The organism is Rhizobium sullae, from assembly GCF_900169785.1.
Classification (GTDB): domain Bacteria; phylum Pseudomonadota; class Alphaproteobacteria; order Rhizobiales; family Rhizobiaceae; genus Rhizobium; species Rhizobium sullae.
On the sequence record NZ_FWER01000044.1, the window covers coordinates 33,901 to 48,129 of the forward strand.

At 60.0% G+C, this 14,229-nt stretch carries 16 protein-coding genes; 6 read left to right on the forward strand and 10 right to left on the reverse strand.

Going from position 1 to position 14,229, the window contains the following annotated elements; translation table 11 throughout:
• Positions 1-116 precede the first annotated feature (116 nt).
• Complete coding sequence (locus BN1800_RS28765; protein WP_087002342.1) at positions 117-1,097, reverse strand: ABC transporter permease; 981 nt, start codon at positions 1,095-1,097, stop codon at positions 117-119.
• Between the two features lie 209 nt (positions 1,098-1,306).
• On the opposite strand from BN1800_RS28765, the gene BN1800_RS28770 reads away from it, so the two are divergent.
• From BN1800_RS28770 to BN1800_RS28785, 4 genes are all read left to right on the forward strand, one after another.
• Positions 1,307-2,116, forward strand: a complete 810-nt coding sequence (locus BN1800_RS28770; protein WP_087002344.1) for a transketolase — start codon at positions 1,307-1,309, stop codon at positions 2,114-2,116.
• Complete coding sequence (locus BN1800_RS28775) at positions 2,116-3,072, forward strand: transketolase family protein (protein ID WP_087002345.1); 957 nt, start codon at positions 2,116-2,118, stop codon at positions 3,070-3,072. The genes BN1800_RS28770 and BN1800_RS28775 overlap by 1 nt, the downstream gene beginning before the upstream one ends.
• Positions 3,073-3,137: 65 nt before the next feature.
• Entirely contained in the window at positions 3,138-4,604 is a 1,467-nt protein-coding gene (locus tag BN1800_RS28780) for an FGGY-family carbohydrate kinase (protein ID WP_087002347.1), read from the forward strand.
• Between the two features lie 21 nt (positions 4,605-4,625).
• A complete protein-coding gene (locus BN1800_RS28785; protein WP_087002349.1) occupies positions 4,626-5,579 on the forward strand; it encodes a sugar-binding transcriptional regulator in 954 nt (317 codons plus the stop codon).
• 503 nt (positions 5,580-6,082) lie between these two features.
• Here the strand turns inward: BN1800_RS28785 and BN1800_RS28790 are convergent.
• The 8 genes from BN1800_RS28790 to BN1800_RS28830 all read right to left on the reverse strand — a co-directional run bounded on the left by BN1800_RS28790 (position 6,083) and on the right by BN1800_RS28830 (position 11,599).
• Positions 6,083-7,081: a L,D-transpeptidase family protein gene (locus BN1800_RS28790; protein WP_087002351.1), complete on the reverse strand. Its 999-nt coding sequence runs from the start codon at positions 7,079-7,081 to the stop codon at positions 6,083-6,085.
• Positions 7,082-7,276: 195 nt separating this feature from the next.
• Complete coding sequence (locus BN1800_RS28795) at positions 7,277-7,678, reverse strand: helix-turn-helix domain-containing protein (protein ID WP_280173978.1); 402 nt, start codon at positions 7,676-7,678, stop codon at positions 7,277-7,279.
• 192 nt (positions 7,679-7,870) lie between these two features.
• The gene (locus BN1800_RS28800) at positions 7,871-8,101 is read right to left on the reverse strand and encodes a hypothetical protein (protein ID WP_143534134.1); all 231 of its coding nucleotides are present in this window, start codon (positions 8,099-8,101) and stop codon (positions 7,871-7,873) included.
• A gap of 470 nt (positions 8,102-8,571) precedes the next feature.
• The gene (locus BN1800_RS28810; protein WP_143534136.1) at positions 8,572-8,928 is read right to left on the reverse strand and encodes a hypothetical protein; all 357 of its coding nucleotides are present in this window, start codon (positions 8,926-8,928) and stop codon (positions 8,572-8,574) included.
• Between the two features lie 27 nt (positions 8,929-8,955).
• Positions 8,956-9,258: a hypothetical protein gene (locus BN1800_RS28815; RefSeq protein ID WP_087002357.1), complete on the reverse strand. Its 303-nt coding sequence runs from the start codon at positions 9,256-9,258 to the stop codon at positions 8,956-8,958.
• Positions 9,259-9,262: 4 nt separating this feature from the next.
• Positions 9,263-9,481, reverse strand: a complete 219-nt coding sequence (locus BN1800_RS28820; RefSeq protein ID WP_143534138.1) for a hypothetical protein — start codon at positions 9,479-9,481, stop codon at positions 9,263-9,265.
• A gap of 379 nt (positions 9,482-9,860) precedes the next feature.
• Positions 9,861-10,880 carry an S-adenosylmethionine:tRNA ribosyltransferase-isomerase gene (locus BN1800_RS28825; RefSeq protein ID WP_087002359.1) on the reverse strand — a complete coding sequence of 340 codons (1,020 nt, stop codon included), beginning with the start codon at positions 10,878-10,880 and terminating at the stop codon, positions 9,861-9,863.
• Positions 10,877-11,599, reverse strand: coding sequence for an SDR family NAD(P)-dependent oxidoreductase (locus BN1800_RS28830; RefSeq protein WP_087002361.1), 723 nt, complete (start codon positions 11,597-11,599; stop codon positions 10,877-10,879). Before BN1800_RS28830 ends, BN1800_RS28825 begins: the two co-directional genes overlap by 4 nt.
• Before the next feature lie 86 nt (positions 11,600-11,685).
• Here BN1800_RS28830 and soxR point away from each other — a divergent pair, with 86 nt between their 5' ends.
• On the forward strand, positions 11,686-12,120 hold the full coding sequence (soxR, locus tag BN1800_RS28835) for a redox-sensitive transcriptional activator SoxR (protein ID WP_087002363.1): 435 nt from the start codon (positions 11,686-11,688) through the stop codon (positions 12,118-12,120).
• Between the two features lie 146 nt (positions 12,121-12,266).
• Here the strand turns inward: soxR and BN1800_RS28840 are convergent, their stop codons facing one another.
• On the reverse strand, positions 12,267-12,782 hold the full coding sequence (locus BN1800_RS28840) for a hypothetical protein (protein ID WP_087002365.1): 516 nt from the start codon (positions 12,780-12,782) through the stop codon (positions 12,267-12,269).
• 500 nt (positions 12,783-13,282) lie between these two features.
• Between BN1800_RS28840 and BN1800_RS28845 the strand changes: the two genes are divergently transcribed.
• Entirely contained in the window at positions 13,283-14,086 is an 804-nt protein-coding gene (locus tag BN1800_RS28845; protein WP_087002367.1) for an NAD-dependent epimerase/dehydratase family protein, read from the forward strand.
• Positions 14,087-14,229 lie beyond the last annotated feature (143 nt).

Genomic DNA, 14,229 nt, shown 5'->3' on the forward strand with positions numbered 1-14,229 from the left:
GTATTTCCTCCGTTGTTTGATGGGACCCTCGGGTAATACCTCCCCCTCGGGGTATTGATCCGCCCCAACCCTTCGGGGCGGAATTCGTGGCGTCCGCCAACTCGGCGGGCCGCTCGTCAGGCGCGACGCCGACGAATTGTCTCCGTGCCCACTGCAAGTACGATGACGATGCCGATGATCACCTGCTGAAGGAACGGCGAGACGTTAAGAAGGTTGAGCCCGTTACGAAGGACACCGATGATAAGAACACCGATCAGCGTCCCCCCAATACCGCCGGCGCCGCCGGAGAGCGAAGTCCCACCAATGACGACTGCAGCGATGGTGTCCAACTCATATCCAAACCCACTGGACGGCTGGACCGAGTCCAGGCGGGCCGCGAGCACGATGCCTGCTAGTCCTGCGAGGACTGCACTCACCACATAGACGCCGATCGTCACGAGCTGGACGTTGATACCCGCCAGACGCGCGACCTCCGGATTTCCACCCACCGCGTAGAGCATGCGACCTTCGGAACGGAAGTGCAGGAAAAGCCAAGCTGCAAGGACCACGGCAAGCATCAGGAAGACGGTAGCCGTCAGCACGCCGAAATGACGATCGATTGCGAGCATCATGAACCAGTCAGGGAATCCCACGATCTGTTGACCGTCTGTGATCATGTTTGCGACGCCGCGAGCCGCAGACATCATGGCCAGAGTGGCGATGAACGCCGGAACGCTGAACTGCGTCACCAGCAGGCCCACGATCAGCCCCGAAACGGCCGATGCGAGCAGTCCGAAAGCGATCCCGACGGGAAGCGGAAGACCGGCGATGTTGGCGGTCCAGCCCATGACCATCATCGCAAGGGCAAGTACCGAACCGACCGACAGGTCAATGCCGCCAATCAGAATGACGAAGGTCATCCCGACCGCCATGATACCGAGGACGGTGATCTGATCGAGGATATTGAGACCGTTTCTGACCGAAAGAAACGCGTCCGTGCTGAAGCTCAGAAAGACGCACAGCACGAGCAGCCCCACGAGCGGACCGGTGGCGCCTTTGAGCTTGCTCAGCCAGGTGCCGGACGAAAGTCTCTGTTCATTGATGTCGAGCGCCACCATCATTCCTCCCTGGGTGTCGTCGTCAGTAGATATTTGTGCAGGCAAGAATAATTATTCACACATGCCAGAAAATGAATTAACAAGTTGCCTTCTGGCTGTCAACAGGATTTGTCCGCCCCCCTGCTGGCGGTATGTTTTGCGCAAGGGCTTGACTAAACCTCGTCTTGTGCAAAAATATTGCCTAGTGAATATTTATGCACGAGGAATCCATGGATACCATAGAACTTGAGCGCGTCGCTCGCGAGATCCGATTGCGTGACCTTCAGGCAGTCTTCGAAGCAGGTGCCGGCCATATCGGCGGAGAGATGTCGGTCATCGACATCTTGACGGCCCTTTATTTCCGCGTGCTGAACGTTTGGCCCGATCAGGCGAAGCACCCCGATCGGGACAGGTTCGTTCTTTCCAAGGGGCATACGGCGTGCGCCCTGTACGTGACCCTGGCAAAGCGCGGCTTCATTCCGGAAGAGGAGATTTCCACGTTTCTGCAGCCGCACTCGAGACTGAATGGGCATCCCAACTGCAACAAGGTTCCAGGTGTCGAAACGAATACCGGTCCGCTCGGCCACGGTCTGCCAGTCGCCGTCGGCATGGCCAAGGCCGCCAAGCTCTCCGGAGCGAAGTATCAAACTTACGTCATCACCGGAGACGGCGAGATGCAGGAGGGTTCCAACTGGGAGGCTCTCATGGCGGCTGCCCAGTTTGGCCTCGACAATCTAACGCTGATCGTCGATCACAATCGCTTCCAGCAGGGCGCGTCCCTGGCTGATACGAACAACGTTGCGCCGCTGCGGCCGAAGCTTGAGGCGTTCGGCTGGGATGTGACCGAAATCAATGGCAACAGCATGGATGAAATCGTGCCGGCGTTGGAATATCGAGGCTCCCGTCCGCATGGCATCGTCGCCCACACCAACAAGGGCCATGGCATCTCATTCATGCAGGACCGTGTCGACTGGCATCATAAGGTGCCAAGCAAGGAACAGTATGACATCGCAGTAGCAGAACTTTCGGAGGCACTGTAATGAACGCGCCGGTAAACACACCCAAACTTTACGACTGCCGCGATGCGTTCGCGGCGACCCTCGAGGCGCTAGCAGTGACCGATGACCGGATCGTCGCCGTGTGCAACGATTCTGTCGGTTCATCGAAGCTCGGCGGCTTTAAGTCGAAGTTTCCAGACCGGCTCGTCAACGTCGGCATTGCTGAACAGAACATGGTCGGCGTCAGCGCCGGACTCGCAAACGGCGGACGGCTGCCGTTTGTTTGCGCCGCCGCGCCTTTCCTGACGGGCCGCTCGCTTGAACAGATCAAGGCGGATATCTCTTACTCGAATGCGAATGTTAAGCTCGTTGGAATTTCCTCCGGAATGGCATATGGCGAGCTCGGTCCGACCCACCATTCGATCGAAGACTTCGCCTGGACGCGAGTCCTGCCGAACCTTCCGGTGATTGCTCCTTGCGATCGGATCGAGACTGCCGCTGCGGTGCAATGGGCGGCCTCCTACGACGGCCCCTGCTTCCTTCGCCTGTCACGCGTGGGTGTGCCTGACCTTCTGCCGGAAGGTCACAAGTTCGAGCTTGGCAAGGCGAACCTCCTGCGCGATGGTTCCGATGTCACGCTCATTGCGAATGGCACATTGACTCACCGTATGCTGAAAGCCGCGGAAATTCTCGCAGAACGCGGCATCCAGGCAAGAGTCCTCAACCTCGCGACTGTTCGCCCTATCGATGAGGATGCCATCATTGCCGCTGCTGAGGAAACTGGAGCGATCGTGACAGCAGAAGAGCATTCGATTTTCGGCGGGCTTGGCTCGGCAGTTGCCGAGGTAGTGGTCGACAACGCTCCCGTCCCGATGAAGCGCCTGGGCGTTCCGGGCGTCTATGCTCCGACCGGTTCGGCGGAGTTCCTTCTCGATGAGTTCGGCATGGCTCCATCGGCAATCGCGGACGCCGCCCAGATGCTCATCAAGCGCAAATAAGCTGGGTCGCACGTGATCAAGCCGGGACGCTCCGCCGCCTGGCCTTTTAGTTTGTGGAGGATAGGATGCTCGCTATTCTGGCGATCGATCAGGGCACGACCAATTCTAAGGCAGTTCTAGTTTCCGAAAAGGGAGAAGTCCTCGCTAGAGGCTCCGCGGCTGTCGGTATTTCGCATCCGAAGCCCGGCTGGGTCGAACAAGAACCAAACCGTCTCTACACCTCGGTTTGCGAGGCAATCGAAGTCTGCCTGGAAGCGGTCCCGGACGTGACCATTGCTGCTGTGGCAATTTCCAATCAGCGCGAGTCGGTTACCGTTTGGGATGCTGAGACCGGAAAAGCACTGGGACCCGTCCTAAGTTGGCAATGCAGGCGCACGGCGCCTGATTGCGAGCGTCTCCTCGCCGAGGGTCATCTTGATCGTGTGCAGACGCTCACCGGGCTTCCGCTGGATCCCATGTTTCCTGGCTCTAAGTTCCGGTGGCTGCTCGATCGGGTGCCAAGCGGCCGATCAGTTCGGCTGGGGACGATCGACAGTTGGCTGGTGCACTGCCTGACGGGTGGGCGCAGGCACGTCTGCGATGCCTCGAACGCCGCCAGGAGCCAGTTGTTCGACCTCCGGGAGCAGACATGGAGTAAGGAGCTCGGCGAAATTTTCGGCGTCGATACCGAACTCCTGCCAGAGGTGCTCGACAGCTCTGCCGATTTCGGGAGCACGCAGGGGCTGCCGGGCGTGCCGGACGGAACGCCCATCAGGGCGGCAATCGGGGACAGCCATGCGGCCCTGTTCGGTCACGGAGCGTTCAAACCTGGCGATGGAAAGGTAACCTTTGGAACGGGCTCCTCCGTGATGACGACGCTTCCAGGCTTCATCGCCCCACGAAACGGTATCACGACCACCGTCGCTTGGCGCGTTGGCGGAACGCCGACGTTCGCATTTGAAGGCAACATCCTCGTGTCGGCAGCCAGCCTGCCGTGGATGACCAGCATCCTGGGACTTGCGGACGTCGCTGCATTCGTCGATCTCGCAGCAACCGCGGAACCGGGTGGACCGGGATTCGTGCCAGCCTTCGTCGGCTTGGGGGCACCATATTGGAATTCCGACGCGCGTGCTCTCTTCTCTCAGATCAATTTCAGTACGACGCGCGCGCAGATGGCGCGCTCGGTGACAGACTCGATTGCGTTCCAGGTCCACGACGTGATCGCGGCCATGCGCGCACAGAGCGGCGGCGAACTCGGCGCCCTCTATGTCGATGGTGGACCAAGCCAGAACCTCTTCCTGATGCAGTGCGTGTCGAATCTTATCGAACACGCCGTCATCCAGTGCGAGGCGCCCGAGGCGTCGGCTCTGGGAGCCGCATATTTGGCAGGGCTGTCACTTGGCCTGTGGAGCGATCTGGGGGTCATCGCAGGACTGCCCCGAAGCACGCAGATCATTAATCCAGAACCGGTGGACCGAGCAGCGCTCCTGAATACCTGGAATGATGCTCTCGCCCGCTCGACGTTGCGCCAAACACCGGCTAAAGGTGAATAAAAATTCACACCGGGATCAGCTATGTCTCGCCTAAACGAACTCCGCCTCATTTCAAGAGTCGCCCAGATGTATCACATTGAGGGAAGGCGACAGGCGGAGATAGCGCAGCATCTTCGCCTGTCGCAGGCCACAGTTTCCCGAATGCTGAAGCGTGCCGAGGCAGAAGATATCGTCCGGACAAGCGTCATCCCTCCTGTCGGAACCTATAGCGAACTCGAGGGCGCGCTCCGAGATAAGTACGACCTGCCCGAGGCAGTTGTGGTGGAGTGTACGGAAGATCGCGACGGCGCCATCATGGCCCGGATCGGAGAAGCGGCAGCTCATCTCTTGGAGGTCACGCTCGCGCCCGGCGAGATCATCGGAGTTTCGAGTTGGAGTCAAACTATCTTCAAGATGGTCGAAAACATCCACCCTCAGAAGAGCGCGCAGGCGAAATACGTCGTTCAGACGCTCGGCGGCATGGGCGATCCGTCAGTGCAAACGCACGCGACCCAACTTACTACACGGCTTGCGCGGCTGACCGGTGCGGAGCCTAAACTTCTTCCTGTGCAAGGTGTGACCACCTCGCGAGAGGCCAAGCTCCTCATGCAGTCCGATCCATTTGTCCGAGAGACGATGGACTTGTTTGGCAGCATCACACTTGCGATCGTCGGCGTCGGCGCGGTCGAACCCTCCGAGCTCCTCGCACGGTCGGGGAACATCTTTTCGTCGCGGGAGCTTGCTGATCTCGCGGATGCAGGTGCCGTCGGCGACATCTCGCTCCGATTCTTTGATATGAACGGCAAAGCGGTGAAGACGCCTCTGGATGAGCGTGTTATCGGTATCCCTCTTGAGGATCTTGCGCGGGTGGATCGTGTCATTGCCTTGGCGGGCGGCTCGAAAAAGGCGGCCGCTATTGCCGGCGCGCTACGACTTGGCGTCATAGACACGCTGGTGACCGACAAGTTCACCGCTCAGCGATTGCTCGAGCCGTAGTATCGCTCAATGTACTGATGGCGCGATCCCGTGATATCGAGGCGGAAAGTTCAGTCAGTCGACACCGTAATAAGCCCAGCGAAAATAACTCGCTTTTTACTCTCATGCTCGGAACGTTTGTCGCCGGCGCGTTTCTTGCCCGTGTTTTTCCGCTCTCTCAAGCCTCATATTTATGACAGTCTTGGACGGGCGGACAGGACGTTCGCGTTCCTTGCCAGGAAATAGTGGCCGTCGATATCCTTCCCTCTCGCGTCTTGGTTCTCCCTGGAGTGGATAGCCAGAATATATAGGCACAGGTTCGTTGCCTGTGCCCATATATGTTTCGGTACCGCGTTTGCGCCCCCCGTGTGAAGAAGATTGAGCTCGACAGCACACAGGGCCGGATGGTGATGTGAAGATTCGTGCACTCACCAATGGTTGCTTCCATCCGTTGGTTGGAATCCCTGGGAGAACGCGCTGAGGAGAGCGGATTTTCCGCCGTGCCGAACGAATTGGCATACACTTCACTTAGGAGCGGCCGGACTTCGACTGACGAAGTCCACCAAGACTCCCGGCTTGACCATTCCGGCCAGCTCTTCGGCGTCCCAGTTCGTCAGACGTACGCAACCGTGCGATCCAACCTTGTCGATGAGCTTCGGTTCAGGCGTCCCGTGTATTCCATAAGTAGGCTCAGTGAGGTCAATCCAGACGCTGCCGACCGGACCGTTCGGCCCCTTTGGTATCGTCAAAACCTTGTTATTCTTCCCCTGCCTGAAATTAAGCCCCGGGTCGTACCTGTAGACCGGCATCCTCGCGACGCCTTTCACCTTGTGCTTGCCCGACGGGGCCGGATTGTCTTTGCTTCCGATCGTCGCGGGATAGACTGTAAGCAGCGATCCGTTCTCGGCATAGGCCAGGACCTGCCCTGTCGTCTTGCTGGCCTCGATTCTCGCGACTGTTCCTTCTTTCGCAGGGCCGGGCGTCACGACCCAGACCGCGTCGCCAGGAATGAACCGCGAAGCGGGATTGAGGGCTTTCATAAGGTCGACGTCCATGTGGAACCGCTCGGAAAGCTTCTCCTCAACGCTCGTGTAGCCGAGCCTGTGCATCTTTGCCTTCTCGTCGTAATCTTCAGGGATCCTGTCGACGAGACCCGTGGCATCCTCTGGCGAGACGACGTAGCGCTCGACGATGGGCGTATTGCCTTCCAAGCGGGAGACCACCTCCGGGTCCGTCTTCCCATCGACAGGAAGGCTGTTCATCGCCTCGAACGCGGCCACAGCTTTGCGGACATTCTCGCCGTAGAAGCCGTCGATCACACCTGGAGACGAGCCCGCGCGATCGAGAAGGACCTGAAGACGGACAACCGCTGGATCTGGATCGGCAGGCGCTTTTGTCGACCGCTCTGCGACGATGGAAGCGATCGAAGCGGCATCGATGGCTTCGCGCCGGAGTTCTTGCGCGGCAACACCATCAACGGTGAAGACCAGAGCGAGCAGCGACATCGGCAGGGCTGTTTTCATGGACAACAAATGGCCGGTACCGGGAACTTGTTCCACAACCCGCGGGGCCCAAACTGTCCCTTTTCATTGCGGCGGGCATAGCGTTTGTTGGTCCTCCCTGCATACGCATTCAGGGCCAAACGTCTTGCTTTTGCAGGTTTCCCAGAGTTTTGGCTGATCTTTAGCCGTTCCTGCTGCGATACAACAGGATTTCCTTTAAGGCGTCATTTCGCCCCTATCGGAACCGACGCCTTCCCGCGACGCAAGCGATTTTACCAAACTCACGATCTTTTGCCGTATGCGGGCGTTTTTTACAGCAAGAAATGCACGATTGAGTGCGAGCCCCTCGGCGGTGGAAACAAATCCTGTTAGATCGTCTATGCCGTTCACTAGGCCTGACTTTGCAGTCTCGGGCGCTCCCGGAATTGCTTCGAAAAAGAACGAGACAGGCACATTGAGACAGTCGGCAATGCCCTGAAGCCGGCTCGCTCCCACCCGATTGCTGCCTTTTTCGTATTTCTGCACCTGCTGAAACGTGACATTGACCTTTTCAGCAAGCGCTGATTGGCTCATGCCACGGGCAAGTCGGTGCATTCGGATTCGCTGGCCGACCTCCACATCGATTGCATTCGGCTGCTTCACATTCACGGCTTTATTCACGTTCGTCCCTTTCGCCTTGCGGACTTAGATTGAGAATCCGCTGGCCTAAAAATGCTTTTGCCGACTAATCCAATCAAGTTAGCTCTTCAGAGCAATAGGTTACCCCTATCATAGTATACCAGCCCATGCGCCTAGCCCTTGGGCCCGCCATTAGCGTGCTGCGGCGACGGCAACAACTTCGGCGCTCAGCGCCTCCAGCTCGGTGAGCACGACATCCTCATCGGACTTCAGCTCGGTCTCGTCGAGCTCGACAAGCAGATCGCCCGCCGTGAACCCTGGAGAGCCGTTGCTGACCGCAACCGACGTCGTCTTGCCGTCCTCGATCGACTGGATGACCTTCACCGGCCGGTCGACTGGATCTTCCCTGGGCGGTCGCGACAACGCCGAACATGCCGAGATGGCTCCAGAGAGCCGACGACAACTGCAATAAACCACATGAAGCGATGCGGATCGGCGGCGCAGCAGATCACGCCGGCAAATGTCATCCAGTATCTGCTGCAAGTATCTGCTAATGCGCTTTGGTAGACGTCGGTGGGCGCTCGACGGATTTCGGCCCATCGTAGAGAGCAATCAGGAGCGCGGCCAGATCATCGGCGGAACCATGGCCTTGCTTGAACAGATCGATCACGGAACTGCACAGCACGACGGAACATCTCGTGTCGGGTGCCAAACCAAAGTGCCGGTACCAAGCCTGAACCGCACCTGACATCAAGCGCAAGTCACTTTCTCTGAATGAAGCCCCCAGCATCTGACCGCCCCCGGTTATTTCTGCAGACGCTAATTTAGCTAGGATTGAAATATCGTCAACTTGGACTAAGGTCCGACCTTTCTGTCAGCCGAAGGCCGATCGCTTAGGTGTCGTCCACAGACGGTGTCACGTCTTCCCAAACCGGCCGCCGGATGGTCTTGATCTTCACCAGGCGCCTAACCTTCAGCTCGGTCATTTCGCTTGTCATCAATGAATCCAGCGACACTTCCAGATAGTCTTTCCGGCCGCATCTCTCGCATCGGAATTGCCGCGTAACCTTGTCGAGCGCGACGTCGCCGCAAACCTCAAGGAGATCCTGCGGGCGGTAGTGATGCCTTATCTTGCACCGGATGCAATTGATGTTGATCAGCATGTTGCTGCCGTCGTCGTACTGCGACAACGTCGGGATGTGGTATGCCGCCCCGGGATCTCCATGCTCTCGTCTATAGCTCTCAGGCATTTCGGCCTCGATCGTGTTTCCCAAGATTTAATGTCGCTCCAGCTCGGATGGACGCGGCTTTCCTTCGCGCAAAACGGTTTCCGCCAGCGGAACGCAATCCTCGAAAATGTCCTCGTCACCGTCATCCGGATCGACATGATATTCGACGAGCTTGGCGAAAACGCCACGCGAATCATTCAGCATATGAAGCAACTCGATCGACTTTTGCCGCCCGCCGTTTTCTCTGAGCCGGTCAAAGCATTCGCGGCTGACATAATCGCTGAGTGTCATGGTGGCCTCGGCCTCCGTCGCAGTCAGCTCGAGGTCGCAGTTGATCGTATAGCCGTGCATTTGCCTATACCTCCCGTTCGTATTTCGGAGACCACCCGCGCGTGATGCCGCGGCTTAACACGCTCTCCGCCAAGGCCAGCTGGTGCCTGAGGTATTTGCAGTCGAGCAGCAGTGTCTCGATCGCCGCTTTGGCGTCATCATCGTGAAAGGCAAGGATGGCCTGCACCTCCCAGTCGAGGTCGGTGCCTTCGGGCGGAGTCTCTTCGATCGCCAATGGACGCACGTGTATCTTCCTCCCGCGCCGGCGCGCGGTACCCGAGTCTTGAGCTTCATGGAATGCCGCTTGATCGCGACGCCAATGTTCTCATTATGTTCTCATACCGAAATGAGTCAAGGGCGAAAAAACAGATGGGCCTTCAGAGAGCGGCTACATTGCACTGCTCATGCGGTTGCGTCTTGTTTCGCTGCTATACCGTCTCATGCTGGCGGGTAGACGGGCAATCATTCAACCTACCGAAGCGCGCTTCTCGAGTTCCGGACAGGCCACCGCACGAGGCAGGCGATGCATTTCTCAATCGTCTCCAGCGCTCCGATCAGTTCGGCAGGGAATCTCTTCACCTCGACCAGTTCTGCAGGCCGGATCGGATCGATAAGAGCAGCCGTTAACAATTCAGCAGCACAGAATCGCCAAATTCATGGGCGCGGTAGCGGCACGCCGTGAGCGCTGCGGAGGCCTTCGCGAGCAGGGCATCATCGGCGAAGGCGCGCAGGAGCTCGAAGTGGCTTTCGCCGGGCTGGTGGACGCCCGTGAGAATCGCATCGACAACGCGGAGCGGTGTGCCCCGCTCGATGCGCCCTGTCGCAATGCCATTTCCGGCACGCACGCTGCCATCGGGATTAGCGGCCGCCTCGAGCGCGCGCACGACGCTCGTGCCGATCGCGATGATGCGGCTGCCGCGTAGCTTCGCCCGCGCGACCTGCGCTGCGGTGCGCTCGGAGATGCGGTACGGCTCATCGAAGGGAAGGCGCGAGTCGAGCGCAGGATCGCCGGTGGAAGAGACGCCCGCGGCATGCGTGAGTGCTGCGAAGCCGACGGCGCGCCGACGCCAGGCTTGGAGCGTGCGCCAGTCGAGCCCGAAGCCTGCCGACGGCGCCTCGAACGCGAACGGTCGGGCGGCAATCTTCGTCCAAACATCCCACAGCGCCAACGGCTCGGGAACATGCGCGTACTGGATCGGCCGGCCGTGCTGCGCCATTCCTGCAAGCACCGCTGCGCGGTTGCCTGGGAAGCACAGTTCGAGAAGTCGAGGATGGTCGAGAAGGCGCTCGACGACGGCTTCAAGCGGACCGAGCCAGAGGCGGTCGCCTGTTGACAGCGCAGGCGGAGGCAGCCGGTCTTCCGTGCGCGTGCGATGATCGCCCAAGCCGAAGGCAATCGCCACGAAACGGGTGGGATCGGGAAGTGATAGCCAGCCGGCCAGGCGGATCTCGATCGCCTTCCCGCTTGGGACATGCGTGCCTTGGAAGCTGGCAGGCAAGGTCGCGGCGTCATTGGCGACGACCAGGTCTCCGGGATCGAACAGCGTTGCGAGTTTGGTGCGCGGCAGGTCGCGCATCATTCCGTCCGCCGCGACGACGAACAGCCTGGCGGAGTGCCGATCGGGGCGGGCGACGGCAATCATGCGTGTTCCCCGGCGAGAAGCCTGGCCTGGACCGACAACGCGTCGAGCATCTTTTCGATGATCTCGGCAGCCGCCAGCTCGGGGGCCTTCAAGGTCGACGGATCTGCGTCTGGAAGCGCCAGCGCGTGGAGCGGCGTGGCCATATCGCCAGGGTCGAGCGCTAGGAGCCTTATGCCATCGTCTTTCACCTCCTCATCCCAAATCGCCGTTAGGTGCGCAAGAGCGGCCTTGCTCGCACCATACGCCCCCCAGCCGGGATACGCGTTGACCGCCGCGTCGCTGGAGATGTTGACCACCAGCGCGCCGCGGCCCTCGCGTGCGGACGCGGCAAGCGCACCGAACAACGCTTTCGTCAGCCGGAACGCGCCGAGGAGGTTGACGGCAAGCGCTGCTTCCAGCTTCTCGCAATCGGTATCGGCAAGAAGCGACAGAGGGACAGGACCGAGGCTCGATGCATTGTTGATCAGGACGTCGACCCCGCCGAGGCCGGCAGTGACCTGCATCGCGATCGGGTAGATGTCGTCCTTCCTGCTTATGTCGGCGACTATGCCGAGCGCGCCCGTCTCGGCTGAGACGCGCTCGACATTCGCGGCGCTGCGGGCAACGAAGGCGACGCACGCAGCCTTCGCGGTAAGCTGCCGCACAAGCGCCAGTCCGAGGCCGGAGGTGCCGCCCGTGACCGTCACGCGAAGTCCCTGAAGATCGATATTCGTCTGCATTGCCAGTGCTCCTTCAATCCGTAGGACTAGTTGCTACAAGTTCAAGTTAACTTGAAGTCAAGTGGGAATCGTGCTTTCGTTTATGCATGGATCCGATGCTGACCATCACCGATGTATCGCGGCGCAGCGGCGTCGCCTCATCCGCCCTGCGCTTCTACGAACAGCGCGGGCTGATTGCATCCGAGCGGGCCGGCTCGGGGCATAGGCGCTATCACCGGTCCGTGTTGCGCCGGATCGCCTTCGTCATCTTCGCGCAGCGGATCGGACTGACCCTTGAAGAGATCGGCGCCGAGCTCGCCAAGTTGCCAGCCGATCGCGTGCCGTCGCGTCGGGATTGGTCGCGGTTGTCGGGCGAGTGGGCAAAGCGCATCGACCAGCGCATAGCCGAGTTGCAGCGCCTGCGGTCCGGGCTTACCGAGTGCATCGGTTGCGGCTGCCTGTCGATCGACCGGTGTAGCTTGGCGAACCCTGCTGATGTGGCAGGACGCAAGGGGCCGGGGCCAAGGTATTGGCTGGGGTGACGCGGCCTCCGGCAGAAAGGTCAACGATCCTCGGGTGGTTTCCCGCCTCCGCGACTGGGCGTATTCGATCGCGGCCGGAGGCGAAGCGAAGGGAAGGATGGCGCGAATCAGCCTGGATGGTACCGCGGCGCCGCGCCTGTGGGAGTTTACCCGCTCGCCGCCTTCAGGAATAGGTATGCCGATAGCAGCCACAGCGCGACGAAGAACCCGGTCGAGAGCACGATGGCTTCTGGAAAGCTAGGCGCCGTAGATCCGAATTCCGCGGCCAGCGCAATGATACCGACCAGTACTTGAGCAAGCGCAGTTGCGGAGAGCGCCCGCGTCATTCCAGCGGACTGGAAGCGGCCGATGGCTGCGCCGATGACCGCGATGGCGAGTACTCCGCCATACATCAGGTTGGCAGAGTTGTCCTCGCTTCCAATGATGCCGACGGCGAGGTTTATCCAGACGAGGAGGAACGCTGCCGCGACAGCAACACCGACGGCGGCGCGGTAGGCGCTGCTGCCCGTCATCCTCACCGCCAACTCATAGCTGACGCCAGCGCCGAGCAGCATCGCGCCGAAGACCGAAAAGTCGACCATCTCCCAATTCACTCCATCGGTGAATTGCACCGCGAACAAGGGCAGAAGCAAGAGCGCCGCTGCCGCGGCCCAGCCCGCCATCCTCCAGCGCTCCAATGCCGTCCGCCGCTTGAATTTTCTGTCATTGCCCTGCCTCCGTCCAAGAGCGAGGCTTTCAGCTCCCTGTAGGACCCATGAGCAAATTCTGAGGCTTTTGTAGGTGAAGGCGCCGACCGGCGATCGAGATTGCTCCAATGTCAGCAACGGGGTCCAAAATGCGCCGGCGCCTAAGCCAGCTTGAAGGCTTCGTTGAACCAATTCCGCCACCTGCTCTCGTTTGATGCGATCCGCTGCTGTGCATCGTCGCGATAAAAGAAGAGAAGCAGACACGAGCTAGGCAGGTGGATCGACGGTCCGCCGATGGCCAGGCACATCGCCTTGCTGTAAAGTACACCCCTAATCGGAGTCTGCGTTGAAGTTTGACTCAGGCTGGTCGTGAGCGGTCGAAATCTGACGCGTGCTTGCGTGCTCAGAGATGGCCAGCCGGAGCTGCCGTCCATACCAGCTTGCAGCACGGCCGCATCGGGTTTTGAGAGGGAAGCATGAATCGCATTCTCATCACCGGCGCGGCCGGAAAAATCGGGAGTACCTTACGTGAAGGCTTGCGCGGACGGTACGCGGTGCTGCGCCTTTCCGACATCGCGCCACTCGATTCGGCGCGCGCCGGCGAAGAGATCATGCGCGCCGATCTCACCGATCTCGCCGAGGTGGAGGGCGCCATGCGGGGCGTCGATTGTGTTGTCCACCTTGGCGCAATCGCAGGCGAGGATACGTGGGACAAAATCCTGCCTCACAACGTGGTCGGTACCTGGAATGTGTTCGAGGCTGCGCGGCGACAAGGTGTGCATCGCGTCATCTATGCGAGCTCGCACCACGTGGTCGGGTTCTATCGGCGCGCCCGCTTCATCGACCAGACGGTCGCTCCGCGGCCGGACGGCGTCTATGGAGTGAGCAAGGTGTTCGGCGAGGCAGTCGGACGCCTGTTTGCCGACAAACACGGCCTGTCGGTCGCCTGTCTCCGCATTGGCGCCTTTCGCGACAAGCCGGCTGATCGGCGCCTGCTCCCTATCTGGCTCAGCCCGCGCGACGCCGTGCGGTTGGTCGGATGCTGCATCGATGCGCCCGACTATCATTTCATCGTCGTCTACGGCGTTTCCAACAACAGGCGCAACCGCTACCGCAATGCAGGCATCGAGTCGCTCGGTTATCGACCGCAGGACGACTCGGAGGATTATGCGGCCGACATTCTGAGTACGCCGGACATCGAGGATGCCCTCTCGCGGCAATTCCACGGCGGCCTCTATACGCAAATGGGATTCGATGGCGACCTTGCGCGGATCGAGTAGCGTCGCCAGGTCGGACGGAAGCCCAAGTCCTGATCTCCTACGGAGGGGCAATCCTCGGTGCCGAGAATTGCGGACGCAGTTTTCTTGCGCGCGTTGCTCACGGCACACGTCTCTCTCTCTCTCTCTCTCTCTCTCTCTCTCTC

Excerpts from the sequence above, each read along its gene's own strand:
- BN1800_RS28765 (WP_087002342.1), bottom strand. The coding sequence starts at position 1,097 with ATGGTGGCGCTCGACATCAATGAACAGAGACTTTCGTCCGGCACCTGG.
- BN1800_RS28770 (WP_087002344.1), top strand. The coding sequence starts at position 1,307 with ATGGATACCATAGAACTTGAGCGCGTCGCTCGCGAGATCCGATTGCGT.
- BN1800_RS28775 (WP_087002345.1), top strand. The coding sequence starts at position 2,116 with ATGAACGCGCCGGTAAACACACCCAAACTTTACGACTGCCGCGATGCG.
- BN1800_RS28780 (WP_087002347.1), top strand. The coding sequence starts at position 3,138 with ATGCTCGCTATTCTGGCGATCGATCAGGGCACGACCAATTCTAAGGCA.
- BN1800_RS28785 (WP_087002349.1), top strand. The coding sequence starts at position 4,626 with ATGTCTCGCCTAAACGAACTCCGCCTCATTTCAAGAGTCGCCCAGATG.
- BN1800_RS28790 (WP_087002351.1), bottom strand. The coding sequence starts at position 7,081 with ATGAAAACAGCCCTGCCGATGTCGCTGCTCGCTCTGGTCTTCACCGTT.
- BN1800_RS28810 (WP_143534136.1), bottom strand. The coding sequence starts at position 8,928 with ATGCCTGAGAGCTATAGACGAGAGCATGGAGATCCCGGGGCGGCATAC.
- BN1800_RS28815 (WP_087002357.1), bottom strand. The coding sequence starts at position 9,258 with ATGCACGGCTATACGATCAACTGCGACCTCGAGCTGACTGCGACGGAG.
- BN1800_RS28825 (WP_087002359.1), bottom strand. The coding sequence starts at position 10,880 with ATGATTGCCGTCGCCCGCCCCGATCGGCACTCCGCCAGGCTGTTCGTC.
- BN1800_RS28830 (WP_087002361.1), bottom strand. The coding sequence starts at position 11,599 with ATGCAGACGAATATCGATCTTCAGGGACTTCGCGTGACGGTCACGGGC.
- soxR (WP_087002363.1), top strand. The coding sequence starts at position 11,686 with ATGGATCCGATGCTGACCATCACCGATGTATCGCGGCGCAGCGGCGTC.
- BN1800_RS28840 (WP_087002365.1), bottom strand. The coding sequence starts at position 12,782 with ATGGCGGGCTGGGCCGCGGCAGCGGCGCTCTTGCTTCTGCCCTTGTTC.
- BN1800_RS28845 (WP_087002367.1), top strand. The coding sequence starts at position 13,283 with ATGAATCGCATTCTCATCACCGGCGCGGCCGGAAAAATCGGGAGTACC.